A 21,121-nucleotide genomic window follows, 5' to 3' on the forward strand; every position below is an offset into this window, starting at 1 on the left:
TATTCGCTATTCGCTATTCGCTATTCGCTATTCGCTATTCGCTATTCGCTATTCGCTATTCGCCTCAAACCACCCCCTGCCACTCCGCCAGCGCGGCGATCACGCCCGGAAGCTCGCTCATGCGGGCGATCACCGTCTCGGCGCCGGCTTCCGTCAGGCGGTCGGCGTGGGAGGGATAGGTGTGCGAGGCGCCGGTGAAGCCGACGACGCGCATGCCGGCGGCGCGCGCGCCGGCGATCCCGTGCACCGAATCCTCGATCACCAGCGTGCGGGCCGGATTGGCGCCGAACTGCTGCGCGCCGTGCAGGAAGATGTCCGGCTTCGGCTTGACGCGGTCGGGGCCGAGATCCTTGGCCGAGAAGATGTGCGGCGCGAAGACCTCGCGCAGGCCGACCTTGGCCAGCATCATGTCGAGCCGGTGCGTGGCGGAATTGGAACAGATGCAATAGGGCTTGCGGATGCGCGACAGCATCGCCTTGACGCCCTCGATCACCTGCACGTCGGCGGCGAGCCGCGCGTCGAGCAGCTTCTCCGACTGGTCGATCAGCGAGGCCGAGAGCGGGATCGCCGCCTCGCGCTCGATCGCCAGCAGGATGTTGTGCCAGGTCATGCCGGAGAAGCGCTCGCCCATCTCCTCGACGCCGATCGGGTAGCCCGCCTCGGTCAGCAGCCGCGATTCCACCTCCGCCGCGATGATTTCGGAATCGACCAGGACACCGTCGCAGTCGAAGATGATGAGATCGAAACCGTCCATGGCATGCCGTCTTTCGAGGGAAGGAGCGCGACGCCGTCGCAGGATGCCGGTTCCCTACACGAAAGGCAGGCTGGGGACAATTGCGGATTGGTGGAGCGAATGACACCCCCCTCTGCCCTGCCGGGCATCTCCCCCTCAAGGGGGGAGATCGGCAAGAGGCGAAAACCTAACTCAAATTGCACCGTTAGTAGCGGACGAGACGGCGCCCCATCCAATCTCTCCCCTTGAGGGGGAGATGCCCGGCAGGGCAGAGGGGGTATCGTGCCGCGATATATCGTCCCCACCTATTCCACCGTGATCTCCGTGCGCTCGCCCGCCTTCACCGTCGCCTGCCCCTCCTTCGGCGCGCGGTCGCCCTCGTACCTGACGAGCACGGCATAGTCGCCGGGCGGCAGCGTGTCCTGCCATTCCGTCTCGTAGGCATAGGACATGGACTTGCGGTTGCCCTGGATGTCCTTGCTTGCCGTGACGATCTCGATGAAGCTCGCGCCGGGCGCGGTGACCGCCAGCACGCCGGCGTTGAGGTTGACGGTGATCTCCTTCGACTCGCCGGCCGCGACGGTGAAGGGGATCTCGCCCGTCGCCGAGCCGAGCTTCGCCGTCAGCACGTGGTCGCCGGGCGGCACGTCGAGCTTCGTGCCGGTGCCGTAGGTATAGGTGAGGCTCTTGCGGCTGCCGTCGATCGCCTTCGTCGCCGCCACCACCTCGAAGAACACGTTGCCGGAATCGACCTCCGGCCCGCCCTCGGCATAGACCGCCTTGTTGAGGACGACGCCGGAGCCGATGACGAGGTCGCGCTCGATCGTCTCGCCGGCCTTCACGGAAATCGTCTCTTCCGCCGTCGCCGGGCCGATCTTGCCCCTCAGCCTGACCTCGCCGGCGGCGACGTAGAGCTTTGCCGTGCCGTAATAGGTGGTCGAATAGTCGCCGAAGGCGACCTCGATCGCAGCACTTTCGTCGGCCTGCGTATCCTGCGGCGTGCGCTTGGCCGTGATCGTCACCCGGCCCGCGTCGAAATCGACGAAGGGTTTCGCCACCGCGCCGTCCTTCACCTCGAAGGGCACGCGGCGCTCGACCGCGCTCTGCAGCTTGACGACGGCGACGTAATTGCCCGGCGGGTAGCTGGCGGAATAGGCGCCCCTGTACTGGTTGTCGATGTAGTCGCCGGCCGGCTCGCCGTTCGCGTCCGCCCGGTAGACCAGCCAGTGCACGTTGTCGTCGTCGCCGAGCGACGGGCCGCCCTCGGAAAGCACGCTGTCGGCCTCGGTGTTGAAGGCGGCCGCGGGCTCCGGCTCTGCCGCCGCCACCTCGTCTTCCGGCTCGGCGCGCGGCGCCTCCGCCACCGTCTCCGTCAGCGCCGCCACCAGCGCGCCGGCGTCGGCGGCCTGGAAATACCTGCCGCCGGTGTTTTCGGCGAGGCACGCGACCTGCCGGCCCTCCTCCTCGGTGAGGCCGAAGCCGACGACATGGGTGGTGAAGTCAACGCCCTTGCTCTCCAGCGCCGATGCGAGCGCGCAGGGGTCCGCCTCGCAGGTCTCAAGCCCGTCGGTCACCAGCACCACCGTCGCCTTGTCCTCGGTATATCTGAGGATGTCGGCTGCTTCCCCGACGGCGGCGGAAAGCGGCGTCTTGCCCTTGGGGCTGATGCCGGCGACGAAGGCGTCGATGGCGTTCCCGGTGCCGGCGCCCGGCGGCACGGCGAGCTCGATGTCGCCGCAGGAGCCCTTCTCGCGGTGGCCGTAGACCATCAGGCCGAGCTCGTTTCCGGCCGGCACGGATCGCAGCACGCCGTGAAGCGTCTCGCGGGCGATCTCGATCTTGGCGCGCCCGTCGATCCGGCCCCACATCGAGCCCGAGGCGTCGAGCACGATCATGGTCCGGTCGGCGGCGGCGGCAGGGGCGGCGGCAAGGAGCGCGGCCGCGACGAGGGCGATGGCGGGAAATCGCAAGGGGAGCCTCCTCGGGATGTGTCCTGATGCTGACGTGCGGGCGGCACCGGATATTCGCCGGCGTTTTCTCGCGCCCCCTTCAGCCTTTGGTAACCATCTTCGGTAACCATGAGCGCATCCTGTTTCCGAGTAAGCGTATCAGCGAGTACCCCATGCCATCTGTCCTTTCGCTTGCAGACGTTTCCCGCGCGCCGCGCCAGTCCGGCTGGCTCGACACCATCATCCGGGGCGACTGCGTCGCGGCCCTCGAGGCGCTTCCCGACAAGTCCGTCGACGTCATCTTCGCCGACCCGCCCTACAACCTCCAGCTCGGCGGCGCGCTCACCCGGCCGGACCAGTCGCTGGTCGACGCGGTCGACGACGAATGGGACCAGTTCGCCTCCTTCGAGGCCTACGACGCCTTCACCCGCGCCTGGCTGCTCGCCTGCCGCCGCGTGCTGAAGCCGTCCGGCACGATCTGGGTGATCGGCTCCTATCACAACATCTTCCGCGTCGGCGCGGCGCTGCAGGACCTCAGCTTCTGGATCCTCAACGACATCGTCTGGCGCAAGACCAACCCGATGCCGAACTTCAAGGGCCGCCGCTTCCAGAACGCGCACGAGACGCTGATCTGGGCGAGCCGCGACGCCAAGGCCAAGGGCTACACCTTCAACTACGACGCGATGAAGGCGGCGAACGACGACGTGCAGATGCGCTCCGACTGGCTGTTCCCGATCTGCTCGGGCGGCGAGCGGCTGAAGGACGCCGACGGCCGCAAGGCCCATCCGACGCAGAAGCCGGAGGCGCTGCTCGCCCGCGTCCTCATGGCCTCGACCAGGCCCGGCGACGTCGTGCTCGACCCGTTCTTCGGCTCCGGCACGACGGGGGCGGTGGCGAAACGCCTCGGCCGCCATTTCGTCGGCATCGAGCGCGAGCAGGACTATATCGACGCCGCCCGCGCCCGCATCGAGGCGGTCGAGCCGCTCGGCAGCGGCACGCTGACGGTGATGAGCGGCAAGAAGGCCGAGCCGCGCGTCGCCTTCAACACGCTGATCGAGAGCGGCCTGATCGCCCCCGGCACCGTGCTGACGGACGCCCGCCGCCGCCACTCGGCCGTGGTGCGCGCCGACGGCACGCTCGCCTCGGGCGCCGACGCCGGCTCCATCCACCGCCTCGGCGCGAAGGTGCAGGGCCTCGACGCCTGCAACGGCTGGACCTTCTGGCACTATGCCGACGGCGCCGAGCTGAAGCCGATCGACGCCCTGCGCGCCGTCATCCGCCGCGACATGGCCGGCCTCGAATAGGCCGTCCCCGCATCCTTTCTCCAGCCGCGGCTTCCGGCGCTTCCTGCGCCGGGGGCTGTGGCTCGTTTGGAAGGGTGTTGTGGTGCCCCTCATCCCCCTGCCGGGACCTTCTCCCCGCAAGCGGAGAGAAGGGGATGGCGCACCGTTTTCCCTTTCCTTCGGGGAAACCCTCGCCACTCGTTTCCTTCTCCCCGCTTGCGGGGAGAAGGTGGCCGGCAGGCCGGATGAGGGGCGCTTGCGATCTCGATAATTCCCGTTTCCGGGCTTCCGCGTTCAATCCGCGTTAACCATCCTCGTCTAGTCTCGATCCTGTAAACACGTCGGGCCAAGCAGCGGAAATCGCTGTGGAAAGCCAGGGCCGATCAACCGGCCGGGCAGGCCGGATATCGCCTTTCCGGTTTTTGTACCTTCAGTCCCGGAAACGCGAAAACGCCCGGGGTCGCAAGACCCCGGGCGTTTCGGTTTCAGGCCTCTATCCCGTGGGCGGCGAGATCGCGGCGAAGCGTTGCGGCATCGGTGAAGCGCACGGCGTTCCAGCCGGCCTCGCGCGCGCCCTCCACGTTCACGACCGTGTCGTCGATGAAGAGCGTGCGGGCGGGCTCGAGGCCGAAGTCGCGGGCGTGCCGCTCGTAGATCGCGACGTCCGGCTTGATCAGCCCCACCTCGCCGGACACCGTGACGCCGCGCGAGATGTCGAGGAACGGATAGAGCTCCCGCGCCTTGCGGAACGTGTCCGGGGCGAAATTGGTGAGCATGGTGACGTCGTGGCCCCGGTCTACCAGCGCCTCCAGGACGGCGACGCTGTCCGCGTAGGCGTGCGGGACCATCTCGTGCCAGTACCGGCGGAAGGCGCGGATATGCGCCTCGCGCTCGGGGAATTTTTCGACCAGCAGCGCCTCGGCCTCTTCCCAGCCGCGGCCGCGGTCCTGCTCCAGGTTCCAGTCGTGCGTGCAGACATTGGCGAAGAACCAGTCGCGCTCCGTATCGTCGGGGATCAGCCGGCGATAGGGGATGTGCGGATCGTAGTGGATGAGCACCTTGCCGATGTCGAAGACGATGTGGCGGATCTCGGCGCCGCTCATGAGAACTTCCCCTTCTGGAACACGTCCGGCAAGGCCTGCCTTATCGCCTTCTTCATGACGGTGGGCAAGGCCTCGCCGTCGAGCGTGCCGCGCGCCTGCCACCAGCCGTCGCCGTTCGCCGCCGCCCGGGGCACCGCCGCGCGGTAGACGGAAAGCCGGAGCTCGAAATGGGTGAAGACATGGGTGACGGTGCCGCAGGCCGCCCAGTCGGCAGGAAAGGGGGCGGCGACGGGATCGGTCTCGCCGTCCATGCGCGCCGTCCAGCCGGTGCCCGGCACCTCCGTCATGCCGCCGAGAAGGCCGCTTTCCCCGCGCTTGCGGAGATAGATCGCCCCGGTCTCGTCCTCGGCGACGAAGGCAGCACCCCGGCGCACCGGCTTCTCCTTCTTCGCCGCCTTGCGCGGATAGAGCTCCGGGTCATCGCGCCCGAGCACGCGGCAGTCGTCCCTGAGCGGACAGAGCGCGCAGGCCGGCCGGCGCGGCGTGCAGATCGTCGCTCCGAGGTCCATCATCGCCTGCGCGAAGTCGCCGGGCCGCCCGGCGGGCGTCAGCGCCGCCACGAGCGCGCGCATCTGAGGCTTCGCCGCCGGAAGCGGCGCCTCGACCGCGTGGAGGCGGGAGATCACGCGCTCGACATTGCCGTCGAGCACGGCGCTTGGCCGGTCGAAGGCGATCGCCGCGATGGCGGCGGCCGTGTAGTCGCCGATGCCGGGCAGCGCCTTCAGCCCTTCCTCGCTGTCCGGGAAGACGCCGCCGTGTTCGAAGGCGACGGCCTCGGCGCATTTCTTGAGGTTGCGGGCGCGGGCATAGTAGCCGAGCCCGGCCCAGGCCTTCATCACGTCCTCGGTCCCGGCGCGGGCGAGGTCGACGACCGTCGGCCAGCGCTCGGTGAAGAGCGCGAAATAGGCCTTCACAGCCTGCACGGTCGTCTGCTGCAGCATCACCTCGGAGAGCCAGACCCGGTAGGGATCGGGTCTTTCGCCGCGCGCGGCCATGGGCGGGCTCACGCGCCAGGGCAGGTCGCGGTGGTGGCGGTCGTACCATTGCAGAAGGCGGTCGGCGATCATGATTTGCCTGATGGGTCTCGCAGGGCCTATAACTGGCCGACCGGCCGGCCCCGTTCAAGGCCTGCCGGGCAAATCCGTCGTGGAGAAAGTGGAATGGCACGGACAGCCCGGCGCGGCATCGTCCAGATCAGCGAAGTGGCGAACGACCTCATCGATCCGGTGCTGGCGAAACGCGCCGGCATCAGCACCATGCTGCTCGGCTCCTGGGAGGAGATCGCAGGCAGCGAGTTCGCCGACTGCACGCGGCCCGAGCGCATCGCCTGGCCGCGCCGCGCCTCGGAAATGGCGGGCGAGGGCGGCGGCCACCAGCCGGGCGTGCTCGTCATCGCCTGCGAGGGCGCGCGCGCTCTCTTCCTCAGCCACCAGCAGGGCGAGATCGTGAGCCGCGTCAACGGCTTCTTCGGCTTCCCGGCGATCGGCCAAGTGCGCATCGTGCAGAAGCCGGTCTCCGCACAGCCGGCTCGCCGCGGGCCGCCCCGGCCGCTGAAGGGCGAGGCCGCCCGCCATCTCGACGACCTCGTTTCCGGCATCGAGGACGACGCGCTGAAGGCGGCGCTGCGCCGGCTCGGCACCGCCGTGCTCGGTCGCCCGCGGCGATAGGCCGCCGACCATCGAACGGTCACAATTCTTTGAAGCTACTGTCCCGCCACGCGCTTGTTTGCGCCCGAAAGCGGGTATAACGGGTGATCGCAAAGCATTTCCGCATCCTTCCGACAGGAGAGACCATGTCCCTTTCCGAAATGAGCCTGATGAAGCGCCTCTTCTCCGGCGTCGCCGTCGCAGCCCTTGCCGTGACGCTCGTGGCCTGCTCCGACGAGAAGACGGAGACCGCCGCCGCGCCCGAGACGACCCAGACGGCGAGCGGGGCGGCGAGCGAGACGCCTTCGGCCGACACGACCGCCTCCACCGCCAAGGTACCGGACGCCGAGGGCAGCGTGGACATGGCCGAGGTGATGAAGCCCGGGGCGCTGCCGGAAATGGCGCTCGGCGAGGAAAGCGCGCCCGTCACCATCGTCGAGTACATGTCGATGACCTGCCCGCACTGCGCGGCCTTCCACAACAACACCTTCGACGCGATCAAGGCGAAATACGTCGACAGCGGCAAGGTCCGCTTCGTCATCCGCGAGTTCCCGTTCGACCCGCGCGCGGCGGCCGCCTTCATGCTGGCGCGCTGCGCGCCGGAGGGCCAGTATTTCCCGATGGTCTCCATGCTGATGAAGCAGCAGGAAACCTGGGCGGCGGCCGAGGACGGCCGCGAGGCGCTCCTGCAGATGTCGAAACTCGCGGGATTCACCGAGGATAGTTTCAAAGCCTGCTTGACGAACCAGAAACTTCTGGATGATGTGAACGCGGTACGCGAACGGGGTGCCAAGGAATTCGGCATCGCGGCGACGCCGACCTTCCTGATCAACGGCAAGCGCTATTCGGGAGACATGTCGGTTGACACCATGTCGGCCCTCATCGACAGCCTTCTCTGACCGCCCGGCCGTATTTGCGGCGGGGGAGGGAGTCGTGATGCGCGCCCTTGCGGCATACGCCCTTCTCCCCCCTTGCGGGGGAGATGTCACCGGAGGTGACAGAGGGGGGTGGCTCTGCGAGCGCGTGCGTTTCGATCCGACGGGGGCATCTTCCGCACGCCCCCCCTCTGTCGGCTCTGCCGACATCTCCCCCGCAAGGGGGGAGAGGGGTCGCGGATGAAGTTCACCAAGCTCCGCCTCCTCGGCTTCAAGTCCTTCGTCGAGCCCACCGAATTCGTCATCGAGCGCGGCCTGACCGGCGTCGTCGGGCCGAACGGCTGCGGCAAGTCGAACCTCGTCGAGGCGCTGCGCTGGGTGATGGGGGAGAACTCCTACAAGAACATGCGCGCGTCCGGCATGGACGACGTCATCTTCTCCGGCTCCGCCAACCGCCCGGCGAGGAACACCGCCGAGGTCGGCCTCTATCTCGACAATTCCGACCGCACCGCGCCCGCCGCCTTCAACGATGCCGACGAGATCCAGGTGACGCGCCGCATCGAGCGCGAGAACGGCTCGGTCTACCGCATCAACGGCAAGGAGGCGCGCGCCAAGGACGTGCAGCTCCTCTTCGCCGACGCCTCCACCGGCGCCCGCTCGCCCTCGATGGTCGGCCAGGGCCGCATCGGCGAGCTGATCCAGGCCAAGCCCCAGGCGCGCCGCCAGCTCCTCGAAGAGGCCGCCGGCATCTCCGGCCTGCATTCGCGCCGCCACGAGGCGGAGCTGAGGCTGCGCGCCGCCGAAAGCAACCTCGAACGGCTCGACGACGTCACCTCGCAGCTCGAAAGCCAGATCGAGAGCCTGAAGCGCCAGTCGCGCCAGGCGAACCGCTTCAAGATGCTGTCGGCCGACATCCGCCGCCACGAGGCGATGCTGCTCCACATCCGCTGGGTGCACGCCAAGGAGGCGGAGGCCGACGCCGAGAGCCAGCTCAACCAGGCGACCTCGCTCGTCGCCGAACGGGCGAACGCGCAGATGCAGGCCGCCAAGGACCAGGCCGTCGCCAGCCTGAAGCTGCCCGAGCTGCGCGAGAACGAGGCGAAGCTCGCCGCCGCGTTGCAGCGCCTGCAGATCGCCCGCGCGCAGCTGGAGGAGGATTCCGCACGCCTCCTGCGCCGCCGCGACGAGCTCGCCCGCCGTCTCGCCCAGCTCGCCGAGGACATTGTTCGCGAGGAACGCATGGTGGCCGACAATGCCGCCGTGCTGGAGCGCCTCGACGCGGAGGAGGCGGAGATCGGCGAAATCCTCGCCGAGGCCGACGACCGCGCAGGAAGCGCCCGCGAGACGATGGAGGAGGCCGCCGCAAAACTCGCCGGAAGCGAGGCCGCCCTTGCCGCCGTCACCGCCGAGCGCGCCGAGGCGCAGGCCGGCCGCAACCAGCTGGAAAAGGCGATCCGCGACCTCTCCGAGCGCCGCATGCGGCTCGACCGGCAACTGGAGGCGCAGGCGCAGGAGCTTTCAGACATGGACGCCCGCATCGCCGCGCTGCCCGACCCGGCCGAGCGCCGCGCCGCCGTGGACGAGGCGGAGGCAGCGCTCGAGGCGGCGGGCGAGATGCTCGTCACCGTCGAGGAGGCGCTGGAGGCGGCCCGCTTCGAGGAGAGCGCCGCGCGTGGCCCGGTCGATGCCGCCCGTGGAAAACTTGCCGGCATCGAGACCGAGGCCCGCACCATCCGCCGCATGCTGGAGGCGGGTGCCGTCGGCGGCTCCTTCGCGCCGGTGGTGGAGGCGGTGCGCGTCGACCGCGGCTACGAGACGGCGCTCGGCGCCGCACTCGGCGATGATCTCGATTCGCCCGACGATCCCGCCGCCCCCGTGCATTGGCGCCTCGCCGCGACGGCCGGCGATCCGGCCCTTCCCGAGGGCGTGGCGTCCCTTGCCGGCCATGTCCGCGCGCCGGACGTGCTGCATCGCCGTCTCGCCCAGATCGGCGTCGCCGCGAGCATGGACGAGGCGCTGGCGCTCTTGCAAAAACTTCGCCCCGGCCAGCGGCTGGTGACGCGCGAGGGCGCGGTGGTGCGCTGGGACGGGCATGTCACCGGCGCCGACGCGCCGAGCGCGGCCGCCCTTCGCCTGGAGCAGAAGAACCGCCTTTCCGAGCTCGACACAGAACGCGAGGAGGCCGAGGCCGCGCTTGCCGAGGCGGAGGACCTGCTCGCTCGCGCCGGCGAGGCGATCCGCGCCGAGACGCAGCGCCAGCTCGCCGCCCGCGAGGGACAGCGCGCCGCCGCCCGCGCCCTTGCCGAGGCGCGCGAGGGGCTGGAGGCGGCCGAGCGGGCGAGCGGCGAGCTCATCCGCCGCCGCGCCGTGCTGTCGGAGACCCGCGCCCAGGTCGCCGCACAGGCGGAGGAGGCGGCCGATGCCTTGGAGGAGGCCCGCGCCGCGCTGGAGGACGCCCCCGACCTCGGCGATCTCGAATTGCGGCTGAGGACGCTCGCCATGGAGGTCGCGACCGACCGGGCGACGCTCGCCGAGGCCCGCGCCGCCCATGACGGGCTCGCCCGCGAGATGGCCGACCGCCGCCGCCGGCTGATGGCGATCGCCGCCGAGCGCGAGACCTGGAGGACCCGCGCCGCCAATGCCGAGAGCCACATCGCCACGCTGCGCGAGCGCGAGGCGGAGGCGGCCGAGGAGATGGAGCGGCTGGCCGAGGCTCCCGACGAGATCGAGGAGAAGCGCCGCGAGTTGATGACCGGCCTTTCCCACGCCGAGGCCGCCCGCCGCGAGGCGGCCGACGCCCTGCAGGAGGCCGAGAACCGCCAGCGCGAGGCCGACCGCGTCGCCACGACCGCGCTCTCGCAGCTTGCCGAATCGCGCGAGGCGCGCGGCCGGGCCGAGGAGCGGCTGGTCTCCGCCCGCGAGCGGCGCGTCGAGGGCGAGGCGCGCATCCGCGAGGCCTTGTCCTGCGCCCCGCACGAGGCCTTCCGGCTCACCGGCCATCCCGCCGAGGCGCCGCTGCCGGACCCGCGCGAGCGCGAACGCGAGCTCGACAGGCTGAGGATCGAGCGCGAGCGGCTCGGCGCCGTCAACCTGCGCGCCGAGGAGGAGCAGAAGGAGCTGACGGAGAAGCTCGACGCCCTCGTCGCCGAGCGCGAGGACATCATCGAGGCGGTGCGCAAGCTGCGCTCGGCGATCCAGAGCCTCAACCGCGAGGGCCGCGAGCGGCTGCTCGCCGCCTTCGACGTCGTCAACGTCCAGTTCCAGCGCCTCTTCACCCATCTCTTCGGCGGCGGCACGGCGGAGCTGCAGCTGATCGAGAGCGACGACCCGCTGGAGGCGGGCCTCGAAATCCTCGCCCGCCCGCCGGGCAAGAAGCCGCAGACGATGACGCTGCTCTCCGGCGGCGAGCAGGCGCTGACGGCGATGGCCCTGATCTTCGCGGTGTTCCTCACCAACCCGGCGCCGATCTGCGTGCTCGACGAGGTGGACGCGCCGCTCGACGACCACAATGTCGAGCGCTACTGCAATCTGATGGACGAGATGGCGGCCTCCACCGAGACCCGCTTCGTCATCATCACCCACAACCCCATCACCATGGCCCGCATGAACCGCCTCTTCGGCGTCACCATGGCCGAGCAGGGCGTCTCGCAACTGGTCTCCGTCGACCTGCAGACGGCCGAGCAGCTGCGCGAGGCGGTGTAGCTGTCGCGCCGGCGAGGCAGGCACGCGGAACATAAGCCGTCCCCATGCATTTCCGAGGGCCTGCCCGAGCAAGGCAGGCGATCAACGCAAATGGGGATTTTCGTGAGCAGAAACGCACTCTACATGATCATCGGCGCCCTTCTCGTCGTGGTGGCCGGCTTTTCCTGGTATGCCTGGCAGGAGGAGAAGAAGCCGGACGGGGTCGAGATCCGGCTGGACGACCAGGGGCTTTCCATCGAAGGAAACTGAGCCGGCCTTTCGCGCCGATGTTGCATTGCGTCGCAAATTTTGATGCGCTGCAATAAGAAACCTTTCGCACCGCATTTTCAACGGCATGCACTTCATGTAGGCTCTTCCGACTGCATCTGGGAGGCGGTTATGGAGAAGTGGGTCTATACCTTCGGCGCCGGAAGGGCCGAGGGCGGGGCGGGCGATCGCGACCTGCTCGGCGGCAAGGGGGCGAACCTCGCCGAGATGTGCAATCTCGGCCTGCCGGTGCCGCCCGGACTGACGATCGTGACCGCCGCTTGCAACCATTATTACGAGAACGGCCGCACGCTGCCCGAGGGGCTGCGCAGCCAGGTGCGCGACGGCATCCGCCACATGGAGGCGATCACCGGCCGCCTCTTCGGCGATACCAGGAAGCCGCTGCTGCTCTCCGTGCGTTCCGGCGCGCGCGCCTCCATGCCGGGCATGATGGACACCGTCCTCAACCTCGGCCTCAACGACCGCACGGTCGAGGCGCTCGGCCACGATGCCGGCGACGCGCGCTTCGCCTGGGACAGCTACCGCCGCTTCATCCAGATGTACGGCGACGTCGTCATGGGCCTCGACCACGAGGTCTTCGAGGAGATCCTGGAGGACGAGAAGGCGCGGCTCGGCCACGAGCAGGACACCGAGCTTTCCGCCGTCGAATGGCAGCAGGTGGTCGCCCGCTACAAGCAGGTGATCGAGGAGGATCTCGGCGAGCCCTTCCCGCAGGACCCGGAGGTCCAGCTCTGGGGGGCGATCGGCGCCGTCTTCGCGAGCTGGATGAACGCGCGCGCCGTCACCTACCGCATGCTGCACAACATCCCGGCCGTCTGGGGTACGGCCGTCAACGTCCAGGCGATGGTCTTCGGCAATCTCGGCAATGCGTCTGCGACCGGCGTCGCCTTCACCCGCAACCCGTCGACCGGCGAGAACAAGCTCTACGGCGAGTTCCTCGTCAACGCGCAAGGGGAGGACGTGGTCGCCGGCATCCGCACGCCGCAGAACATCACCGAGGAGGCGCGCATCGCCTCGGGCTCCGACCGGCCGTCGCTGGAGAAGCTGATGCCCGAGGCCTTCGCCGAGTTCCGCGGCATCTGCGAGCGGCTGGAACGCCACTACCGCGACATGCAGGACCTCGAGTTCACCATCGAGCGCGGCAAGCTGTGGATGCTGCAGACCCGCTCCGGCAAGCGCACGGCCAGGGCCGCGCTGAAGATCGCCGTCGACATGGCGGGCGAGGGGCTGATCAGCGAGGGCGAGGCCGTCTCGCGCATCGATCCCGCCTCGCTCGACCAGCTCCTGCACCCGACCATCGACCCGCGGGCGAGGCGCGAGGTGATCGGCTCCGGCCTGCCCGCCTCGCCGGGGGCGGCGACGGGCGAGATCGTCTTCACCTCTGAAGAGGCCGTGCGCGCCGAGGAGGAGGGCCGCAAGGTCATCCTCGTGCGCGTCGAGACGAGCCCGGAGGACATCCATGGCATGCACGCCGCCGAAGGCATCCTGACGACGCGCGGCGGCATGACCAGCCATGCGGCCGTCGTCGCCCGCGGCATGGGCACGCCCTGCGTCTCCGGCGCCGGCACCTTGCGCGTCGATCTCCGCAACGAGCTGCTGATCGCCCAGGGGGCGACGCTGACGAAGGGCGACGTCATCACCATCGACGGCTCCTCCGGCCAGGTGCTGAAGGGCGAGATCCCGATGCTCCAGCCGGAACTGTCGGGCGATTTCGGCCGCATCATGGAATGGGCCGACCGCACGCGGCGCATGAAGGTGCGCACCAATGCCGAGACGCCGGCCGACGCGCGCGCCGCCCGCTCCTTCGGCGCGGAGGGCATCGGGCTTTGCCGCACCGAGCACATGTTCTTCGAGGGCAGCCGCATCAACGTGATGCGCGAGATGATCATTGCCGGCGACGAGGCCGGGCGGCGCGCGGCGCTGTCGAAGCTCCTGCCCATGCAGCGCTCGGACTTCTTCGAGCTGTTCGAGATCATGCACGGCCTGCCGGTGACGATCCGCCTGCTCGACCCGCCGCTGCACGAGTTCCTGCCGAAGACCGACGCGGAGATCGCCGAGGTCGCCGCCGCGCTCTCGATCGAGGAGCAGGCGCTGCGCCACCGCGTCGACGCGCTGCACGAGTTCAACCCGATGCTCGGCCATCGCGGCTGCCGGCTGGCGATCTCCTATCCGGAGATCGCCGAGATGCAGGCGCGCGCCATCTTCGAGGCCGCCGCGGAGGCCGCGCGGAAGACGGGGGCGGCGGTCGTGCCGGAGATCATGGTGCCGCTCGTCGGCCTCAAGGCGGAGCTCGACTACGTCAAGGGCCGCATCGACGCGGTGGCGAAGGCGGTGATCGCCGAGACGGGCGTTCCGATCGACTATCTCGTCGGCACGATGATCGAGCTGCCGCGCGCGGCGCTACGCGCTCACGTCATCGCCGAATCGGCGGAGTTCTTCTCCTTCGGCACCAACGACCTCACGCAGACGACCTTCGGCATCTCGCGCGACGACGCCTCCGCTTTCCTCTCGACCTATATCCAGAAGGGCATCGTCGAGCAGGACCCGTTCGTGCAGCTGGATTTCGACGGGGTGGGGGAACTGATCCGCATCGCCGCCGAGCGCGGGCGCCGGACGCGAAAGGACCTCAAGCTCGGCATTTGCGGCGAGCACGGCGGCGACCCGGCCTCGATCCGCTTCTGCGAGGAGGCGGGTCTCGACTACGTCTCCTGCTCGCCCTTCCGCGTGCCGATCGCAAGGCTCGCGGCCGCGCAGGCGGCGTTCGACGGCCGCAAGGGCTGAGAAGAGCCAGAGCGCTTCAGCGCTTCTTGCTCCGCCGGTCGTGGTAGTGGTGATAGTGCCGGACCGGCGGTCCGTAGTCGCCGAGCGCCAGAGCGGTGTTGTAGCGTATGCTGCGCAGGTCGGCCCTGCGGTCGAGATCGATGCGCTGCAGGCAGGTGGCAAAGGCGTCGGTGCCGCGGCGGAAGCCGTAGTCGAGGCACTTGTTCTCGTCGATCGCGCGGCGCTCCGCGGCCGTCTGGCAGCCGGCGAGAAGGAGGATGGTGGCCGCGAGCGCGGCGAGCCTCGGGATCGTCATGGCAGGCTTGCTCCGAAGTGGACAACGCATTCGAGATAGGCCCGCCGGCGACGCGCGGCAAGGGCTCACATGCGTTCGAGCACGTCGATGAAAGCCTCGGCGAAGCGTCTCAGCCCCTCGGTGTCCTCGTCCGGACGCTCCACCCGCACCGAGGCGCCGTCGGCCTCGAGCAGCGCGAAGACGACGCGCCGGCCGTCCGCCTGCCCCTCCGGCAGGCGCAGCGCGGCGATGCGCCGGCAATCCTCGGAAAGTCCGGAGGCGGGCAGGTCGAACAGGAACTCGCCGCCGATCCCGTCTGCCGCCGCCCTCAGTGCGTCGGCGAACCCGGCCTCGTCCGTGACGAGGCCGTCGAGCGACAGTTCGAGCTCCAGAAGATCGAGCGGAAGGGCCGGCTCCTCGGCGGTGACGGTGCGTCCAGGCGCGGCACGCGAATCGGCGGCTGACGGTGTCTGCAACATCTTTCTCTCCTTTCAGCCCCCGTCCCATGAAGATTTGTTAAGGAGCGTGGCATTTTTGCGGCGCGGCATGATGCGCGGGTGAACGGAAACGCATGGAGGGCAGGGCGGGTTCCCGCCCGGCCGTCTTGACGGAACGAAAGCGCCGGATGGAAAAACCCCGCGTCCTGCGCTAGGGAGGAGGCTGCAAAGGACGGTGCGAGGCGATGGCGATCACGATCCGGTACGAACGGCCCTTTTCGCATGCGGCGCACTGGTCGCGCCGCGTGGCGCTGCTCGCGTGCCTGCTCTTCGTCGCCGTCGTGCTGTCGCATCGCTACGGGCCGCTGACGACGCCGCATTTCCTGGTGCTCGCCGGTTTCTCCGCCTGCCTTGCGCTGTTCGCCGTGCTGCTGGCGGCGATCGGCCTTGCGCGGCTCTGGCAGGTGGGTGCGCGCGGCGGCAAGGCGGCGTTCACGGCCCTCCTGCTCTCGGCCCTTCCGCTCGGTGTGGCGGGGCTTGCGGCCTATGCCTATTTCCATCGCCCGGCGATCTACGACGTGACGACCGACACCGCCGCGCCGCCGCCCTGGCTCGCCGAGCCTGCGGCCGACCAGGACTGGCTGCCCCGCCTCGGCACGATTACGCCCGGCGACCGCGCAGCACAGCTCGCCGCCTATCCCGGCCTCACCGGGCGGCGCTACGACGGCGCGCTCGACCGCGTCCACCAGGGCGCGCGCAAGGTGGCGGAGGCCTACGGCATCCGCATCGTCGGCGAGGCCGGCCTCGACAACATCCTGGCCGATCTCGAGGACCTGACGGTGGCGCCCGGCGGGCAGGGGACGGCGGCCGACCCGCTCGCCGCCGTGCCGATCCCCGAGGCGCGCCCGCTGGACGTTCCCGGCGAGCCGCGCATCGGCGGGCCGGACGACGTGCTGCTGCAGGGCGAATGGCGCTCGCCGGTCTTCGGTTTCCGCTTCGACGTCGTCATAAGGCTGCGCGAGGAGGCGGAGACGACGCTGGTCGACATGCGCGCCGCCTCGCGCTACGGCCCGCACGACCTCGGCATCGGCGACGGCATGGTCGAGGGCTACCTGAAGGCGCTCGACGCCGAGCTTCTGGGCATCGCCGGCGACTGACGCGTCATGCCGGGAAATAGAGGCCCTTGAGAAGGGGCACGCCCTCCGTCGCCACCTCGCCGCGCGCGACGAGGTCCTCCAGATGCGCCAGCACCGACAGCGCCGCCGCGCCGTGCAGGCGCGGGTCCGTGTCGCGGTAGATCGCCTGCACCATGTCGGCGATCCGCCGGTCGCCGGCGCGGATGCGCTCGCGCACCGCCCGCTCGCGCATGCGCCGGTGGGTGCGCAGGCCGCGCAGGAACGAGGCCGGCTCCGCCACCGGCCCGCCATGGCCGGGAAGGTAGAGCCGGTCGTCGCGGGCGAGCAGCATGTCGAGCGAGGCCATGTAGTCGGCCATCGCCCCGTCCGGCGGCGCGACGATCGTCGTCGCCCAGGCCATGACGTGGTCGGCCGAGAAAAGGATGCCCTCCGGCCCGTCGAGCGCGAAGGCGGCATGGTTGGCCGTGTGCCCGGGCGTCAGCAGCGCCGTCAGCGCCCAGCCGTCGCCCTTGATGCGCTCGCCGTGGGAAAGCGCGACGTCGGGCGAGAAATCGGTGTCGGAGCTTTCGGCGAAGGGATTGGTCTCGCCGGCATGCAGCGGCCTTGCGGCGCGGTGCGGCCCCTCGGCGACGATCAGCGCCCCGGTCTCCGCCTTGAGCCGCCGGGCGAGCGGCGAGTGGTCGCGATGCGTGTGGCTGACGGCGATATGCGTCACCTCGCGCCCCTTCAGGGCGCGCATCAGCGCGTGGAAATGCGCCTCGTCCTCCGGCCCGGGATCGATCACGGCGACGGAGCGATGGCCGACGATGTAGCTGTTGGTGCCGTGGAAGGTGAAGGGCCCGGGATTGTTGACCGTGATCCGCTCGACGCCGGGCGCCACGGACACCGCCTCGCCGTGGGCCGGGCGGAAGTCGAGGTCGAAGCGTGGGGTCTCGTCGCTCATGCGGCTCTACTTGTACTCGACCTCGATGAAGCTCATCGGCCTGTCGCCGCCGTTGACGACGTTGTGGGCGACGCCCGCCTCGCGGCGGTAGACGGCGCCGGCCTTGGTGTGCACGCGCCGCTCGCCGCCCTCCTCCTCGATCAGGAAGTCGCAATCCGTCATCGGCACGACCACGTAGCCGAGCCCGTGCACGTGATGACCCGTGTCGGCGCCCGGCTCGAAGTCCCAGCGCGTGACGCGCACGACGGCGTCGTCGATGAGCACGGTCGGAACCGCCGGCGGGCGGGCGCGGAACTGGGTCATGGCGGGGCTCCCTGCGGCGGCCGGATGGCCGGGCTGTCGATCGGCGGGAACCTAGAGCATTTTGCCGCCGAGGGAAATCGCCCGGCGTGCAAGTTATCCGTTGTCCGAAGCGCCCCGCTTTGCTATCAGGCTCCCGCCCGGGCCGAAACGGCGGCCCGCTTCCGCGGTGGGGCGTAGCCAAGCGGTAAGGCAGCGGTTTTTGGTACCGCCATTCCCTGGTTCGAATCCAGGCGCCCCAGCCAGCTCCCCCTTTTTCAAGCCGGAACAGCGGTTTTGCCTGGATTGCATGACGATCGGTGGCGTTCGGACTATCGGTTTTTGCCATCGCGAAACGCTATGGCGGCAGAATGGAGTTGTGTTGGCCAAGTCCCCATGCATGACCCTACTCTGACCGGAGTTGGCGATCAGCCGACCAAAAAGAGCCGGGACAACGGCCTTTGATCGTGCGGTATGGACCGGACGACGATATCCGAACCAGGAGTGGGAACATGACACAGACGCTTACCCGCAGGACGCTTTGCCTTTCCGCCACAGCCCTTGCCATCGTCGTTACGGCCCCCGGCTTTTCCATGGTGGCGAAGGCCGACGAGGCGCCGATCAAGCTCGGCATCGTCGCGCCGATGAGCGGCCCGAACGCGCGCTACGGCGCCTTCTCGATGCACGGCGCGAAGCTGGCCGTGAAGGAGATCAACGACGCCGGCGGCGTCAACGGCCACAAGATCGAGCTCTACAATGCCGACAGCCAGGGCACGCCCGTCGAGGGCGTCTCGGCGACCCGCCGGCTGATCGACCAGGACGAGGTGGATTTCGTCATCGGCGACGTCTCCAGCTCCGTGACGCTCGCCATGCAGCCGGTCGCGGAAGATGCCGGCGTGCTGCTCCTGAACGCCGCCTCCTCGAACCCGAAGATCACCTACGGCGCCGGCGTCGGCGGCTTCAAGTGGACCTACCGCAACTATCCGACCGACGAGAACCGCGCCTATGTCGTGGCGAAATACGCCGCCGAGGAGCGCGGCCTCACCAAGTTCGCCGTGCTGTCCGTCGACAGCGACTACGGCCGTTCAGCCATCAGAGCGCCTTCCGCGAGCGGCTGGTGGCAAAGTCTGGCCAGTGCGTGAAGGCGGACGGGCTTTCGGCCGGGGAGGCGGCGATGGCCGAGCCGCTGTCGGTGACGCTGCATGCCACGCGCCGGGCCGGCGAGATGCTCGGCAAGCGCGTGCTCGTCACCGGCTGCGGGCCGATCGGAACGCTGTCGATCCTCGCCGCGCGGCGGGCGGGTGCCGCCGAGATCGTCGCCGCCGACCTGTCCGCGCGCGCGCTCGGCTTCGCCCGCGCGGTCGGCGCGGACCGCACGATCGACCTGTCCGAGGACCGCGACGGGCTTGCCGGCTTCAGTGCGAACAAGGGCTACTTCGACGTCCTCTACGAGTGCTCGGGCGCGCAGCCGGCGCTGGTCGCGGGCATCCAGGCGCTCGCCCCGCGCGGGGTCGTCGTCCAGCTCGGCCTCGGCGGCGAGATGAGCCTGCCGATGATGGCGATCACGGCGAAGGAGCTGGACCTGCGCGGCTCCTTCCGCTTCCATGAGGAATTCGCCGTGGCGGTGAGGCTGATGCAGGGCGGCCTCATCGACGTCAAGCCGCTGATCACCCATACCCTGCCGCTGTCGCAGGCGATCGAGGCCTTCGGGATCGCCTCCGACAAGGGCCAGTCGATGAAGACGCAGATCGCGTTCGGTTAAGGAGAGGACATGAGTCCGCAATTGTTCGACCTGACGGGCAGGCGTGCCCTCGTCACCGGTTCCTCGCAGGGCATCGGCCTCGCGCTGGCGAGGGGCCTTGCCGGCGCCGGCGCGGAGGTCGTGCTCAACGGCCGCGACGAGGCCAGGCTCGCGGCGGCGGCGGAAAGCCTCGGTGCCCGCCGCACGCTCGCCTTCGACGCCACCGACCACGCGGCGGTGCGCGAGGCGGTCGATACATTCGAGGCGGAGGTCGGCGCCATCGACATCCTCGTCAACAATGCCGGCATGCAGCACCGCACGCCGCTGGAGGATTTCCCCGCCGATGCCTTCGAGCGCCTGCTGAAGACCAATATCTCCACGGTCTTCAACGTCGGCCAGGCGGTCGCCCGCCACATGATCGCGCGCGGGGCCGGCAAGATCATCAACATCGCCAGCGTGCAGACCGCGCTCGCCCGCCCCGGCATCGCCCCCTATACCGCGACCAAGGGGGCGGTCGGCAACCTCACCAAGGGCATGGCGACCGACTGGGCCGGATACGGCCTGCAGTGCAACGCGATCGCGCCCGGCTATTTCGACACGCCGCTGAACGCCGCGCTGGTCGCCGATCCGGCCTTCTCGGCCTGGCTCGAGAAGCGCACGCCGGCCGGCCGCTGGGGCAGGGTGGAGGAGCTCGTCGGCGCCTGCATCTTCCTCGCCTCCGACGCCTCCTCCTTCGTGAACGGACACGTGCTCTATGTCGACGGCGGCATCACGGCCTCGCTCTGAGGCGGGCACGCGCATCGTGCTGATGGGCGTCGCCGGCTGCGGCAAGTCGGCCGTCGGCGCGGCACTCGCCGCCCGCCTCGGCGCCGCCTATCTCGACGGCGACGACCTGCATCCGCCGGCAAACATCGAAAAGATGCGCCGGGGCGAGCCGCTGAGCGACGACGACCGCCGGCCCTGGCTCACCCTCGTCGGCGAAAGGCTCGCAAAGCCGCACGGCATCCTCATCCTCGGCTGCTCGGCCCTCAAGCGCCGCTACCGCGACCACATCCGCAAAACGGCCGGCGCGCCGGTGGTCTTCGTGCACCTGTCCGGCACGAGGGACCTGATCGCCGCCCGCATGGCCGCCCGCGCCGGCCACTTCATGCCGCCAAGCCTCATCGACAGCCAGTTCGACGCACTCGAACCCCCCGCAGCAGACGAAAACGCAATGACCGTCGACATCGATGCACCAGTGGAGGCGGTCGTCGACCGGATCGGCATATTGCTCGGCGCGCGGTAGCAGGATCGCCGGTTCGGTCCCTGTCAATCTTCCAACTCCCCGTGGCATCAGACCGGGATTCAGTACCTGCCGGTTTTTCATGCCGACGCGGAAATAATTCCGCATACCGTTTCCTGTCGGCCTTCATCGTTCGCGTTGCGAATGAAAGCAACGCGCCCTCATTCCGGCCATTCGGATCGTCGAGATCTTCGTCGAAAGCGAAATGAGCCGGATCTATAGTGCCCGGCTGGACCGCCTGATCGAGAGCCGCATCCCGCCCCGCAGGAAGCAGACCGGCTTTCTCACGGCCGAGCACGTCCAACTTGGTGAACTCCGATTCCGCGCCACCGGCAGCCCTGCGGTCGCCTCGCATACGTCACGCAGTGTGGTGCAGCGAAGACTTTCATATCGTCGCTGAGCGTCGAATGACGCGCTGGGATGCACCCTCCCGACGCATTGCCCGCCTGATCCGCGTCATGCATTCTGCTGGCATGGGGGGAGTGCATGGATTTCTACGCACATTCCGGGCGTGACCGGGATAAATCCGACTGGCAGACGTTGAAGGAGCATCTGCTCGCCGTTGCCCGGCTGGCGGCGGAGAAGGCCCGTCCGTTCGGGCTTGAGAGAGCGGCTTTCATTGCGGGGCTTATACATTGGAAGGCCGGAACATCGGTTACGATGTTCCGGCCTCTTGTCATTGTGGTGGTT

The 21,121-nt window shown here is 69.3% G+C and carries 18 protein-coding genes, 1 tRNA gene and 3 pseudogenes; 14 read left to right on the plus strand and 8 right to left on the minus strand.

Going from position 1 to position 21,121, the window contains the following annotated elements; translation table 11 throughout:
• Positions 1–64 precede the first annotated feature (64 nt).
• A complete protein-coding gene (locus NNZ72_RS24705) occupies positions 65–754 on the minus strand; it encodes an HAD family hydrolase (RefSeq protein WP_257318340.1) in 690 nt (229 codons plus the stop codon).
• Positions 755–859: 105 nt separating this feature from the next.
• Between NNZ72_RS24705 and NNZ72_RS25570 the strand changes: the two are divergent.
• Positions 860–1,010, plus strand: a pseudogene (locus tag NNZ72_RS25570) (bifunctional diaminohydroxyphosphoribosylaminopyrimidine deaminase/5-amino-6-(5-phosphoribosylamino)uracil reductase RibD); the annotation flags it as partial.
• Positions 1,011–1,038: 28 nt separating this feature from the next.
• Here the strand turns inward: NNZ72_RS25570 and NNZ72_RS24710 are convergent.
• Complete coding sequence (locus NNZ72_RS24710) at positions 1,039–2,703, minus strand: vWA domain-containing protein (RefSeq protein WP_257318342.1); 1,665 nt, start codon at positions 2,701–2,703, stop codon at positions 1,039–1,041.
• A 152-nt stretch (positions 2,704–2,855) separates the two neighbouring features.
• Here NNZ72_RS24710 and NNZ72_RS24715 point away from each other — a divergent pair, with 152 nt between their 5' ends.
• Positions 2,856–3,986: a site-specific DNA-methyltransferase gene (locus tag NNZ72_RS24715; protein ID WP_257318344.1), complete on the plus strand. Its 1,131-nt coding sequence runs from the start codon at positions 2,856–2,858 to the stop codon at positions 3,984–3,986.
• A gap of 464 nt (positions 3,987–4,450) precedes the next feature.
• Here the strand turns inward: NNZ72_RS24715 and NNZ72_RS24720 are convergent, their stop codons facing one another.
• Positions 4,451–5,068, minus strand: coding sequence for an HAD family hydrolase (locus NNZ72_RS24720; protein ID WP_257318345.1), 618 nt, complete (start codon positions 5,066–5,068; stop codon positions 4,451–4,453).
• Positions 5,065–6,135, minus strand: a complete 1,071-nt coding sequence (gene mutY / locus NNZ72_RS24725; RefSeq protein ID WP_257318346.1) for an A/G-specific adenine glycosylase — start codon at positions 6,133–6,135, stop codon at positions 5,065–5,067. The genes NNZ72_RS24720 and mutY overlap by 4 nt, the downstream gene beginning before the upstream one ends.
• 93 nt (positions 6,136–6,228) lie before the next feature.
• Between mutY and NNZ72_RS24730 the strand changes: the two genes are divergently transcribed.
• The 5 genes from NNZ72_RS24730 (at position 6,229) to ppdK (ending at position 14,339) form a co-directional block, all read left to right on the plus strand.
• Positions 6,229–6,735, plus strand: coding sequence for a DUF721 domain-containing protein (locus NNZ72_RS24730; protein WP_257318347.1), 507 nt, complete (start codon positions 6,229–6,231; stop codon positions 6,733–6,735).
• A 125-nt stretch (positions 6,736–6,860) separates the two neighbouring features.
• Positions 6,861–7,613 (plus strand): DsbA family protein, encoded by a 753-nt coding sequence (locus NNZ72_RS24735; protein WP_257318348.1) that lies wholly within the window; start codon positions 6,861–6,863, stop codon positions 7,611–7,613.
• Positions 7,614–7,829: 216 nt separating this feature from the next.
• Positions 7,830–11,291 (plus strand): chromosome segregation SMC family protein, encoded by a 3,462-nt coding sequence (locus NNZ72_RS24740; protein WP_257318349.1) that lies wholly within the window; start codon positions 7,830–7,832, stop codon positions 11,289–11,291.
• 102 nt (positions 11,292–11,393) lie between these two features.
• The gene (locus tag NNZ72_RS24745) at positions 11,394–11,540 is read left to right on the plus strand and encodes a hypothetical protein (RefSeq protein ID WP_257318350.1); all 147 of its coding nucleotides are present in this window, start codon (positions 11,394–11,396) and stop codon (positions 11,538–11,540) included.
• Positions 11,541–11,669: 129 nt separating this feature from the next.
• Positions 11,670–14,339 carry a pyruvate, phosphate dikinase gene (gene ppdK, locus NNZ72_RS24750; RefSeq protein WP_257318351.1) on the plus strand — a complete coding sequence of 890 codons (2,670 nt, stop codon included), beginning with the start codon at positions 11,670–11,672 and terminating at the stop codon, positions 14,337–14,339.
• A gap of 16 nt (positions 14,340–14,355) precedes the next feature.
• On the opposite strand, the gene NNZ72_RS24755 is transcribed toward ppdK, so the two are convergent.
• Positions 14,356–14,664 carry a hypothetical protein gene (locus tag NNZ72_RS24755; protein WP_371747818.1) on the minus strand — a complete coding sequence of 103 codons (309 nt, stop codon included), beginning with the start codon at positions 14,662–14,664 and terminating at the stop codon, positions 14,356–14,358.
• 35 nt (positions 14,665–14,699) lie between these two features.
• Positions 14,700–15,092, minus strand: coding sequence for a hypothetical protein (locus NNZ72_RS24760; RefSeq protein WP_257318353.1), 393 nt, complete (start codon positions 15,090–15,092; stop codon positions 14,700–14,702).
• 209 nt (positions 15,093–15,301) lie between these two features.
• On the opposite strand from NNZ72_RS24760, the gene NNZ72_RS24765 reads away from it, so the two are divergent.
• A complete protein-coding gene (locus tag NNZ72_RS24765) occupies positions 15,302–16,207 on the plus strand; it encodes a DUF1499 domain-containing protein (protein ID WP_257318358.1) in 906 nt (301 codons plus the stop codon).
• 4 nt (positions 16,208–16,211) lie between these two features.
• On the opposite strand, the gene NNZ72_RS24770 is transcribed toward NNZ72_RS24765, so the two are convergent.
• Complete coding sequence (locus NNZ72_RS24770) at positions 16,212–17,129, minus strand: MBL fold metallo-hydrolase (RefSeq protein WP_257318354.1); 918 nt, start codon at positions 17,127–17,129, stop codon at positions 16,212–16,214.
• Positions 17,130–17,135: 6 nt separating this feature from the next.
• On the minus strand, positions 17,136–17,432 hold the full coding sequence (locus NNZ72_RS24775) for a cupin domain-containing protein (RefSeq protein ID WP_257318355.1): 297 nt from the start codon (positions 17,430–17,432) through the stop codon (positions 17,136–17,138).
• Between the two features lie 167 nt (positions 17,433–17,599).
• Between NNZ72_RS24775 and NNZ72_RS24780 the strand changes: the two genes are divergently transcribed.
• The 6 genes and pseudogenes from NNZ72_RS24780 to NNZ72_RS24805 form a co-directional block, all read left to right on the plus strand.
• A tRNA-Gln gene (locus tag NNZ72_RS24780) sits at positions 17,600–17,674 on the plus strand.
• A gap of 246 nt (positions 17,675–17,920) precedes the next feature.
• A pseudogene (locus tag NNZ72_RS24785) lies at positions 17,921–18,502 on the plus strand (ABC transporter substrate-binding protein); the annotation flags it as partial.
• Positions 18,490–19,170, plus strand: a pseudogene (locus NNZ72_RS24790) (zinc-binding dehydrogenase); the annotation flags it as partial. The pseudogenes NNZ72_RS24785 and NNZ72_RS24790, both read left to right, overlap by 13 nt.
• 9 nt (positions 19,171–19,179) lie before the next feature.
• Entirely contained in the window at positions 19,180–19,935 is a 756-nt protein-coding gene (locus NNZ72_RS24795; RefSeq protein WP_257318356.1) for an SDR family oxidoreductase, read from the plus strand.
• Positions 19,936–19,957: 22 nt separating this feature from the next.
• Positions 19,958–20,434, plus strand: a complete 477-nt coding sequence (locus NNZ72_RS24800) for a gluconokinase (protein ID WP_257318359.1) — start codon at positions 19,958–19,960, stop codon at positions 20,432–20,434.
• A gap of 483 nt (positions 20,435–20,917) precedes the next feature.
• The coding region (locus tag NNZ72_RS24805) for a hypothetical protein (RefSeq protein WP_257318357.1) at positions 20,918–21,121 on the plus strand (204 nt) is incomplete at its 3' end.

Origin of the sequence: Shinella pollutisoli, from assembly GCF_024609765.1 — a bacterium.
In the GTDB taxonomy this organism is placed as follows: domain Bacteria; phylum Pseudomonadota; class Alphaproteobacteria; order Rhizobiales; family Rhizobiaceae; genus Shinella; species Shinella pollutisoli.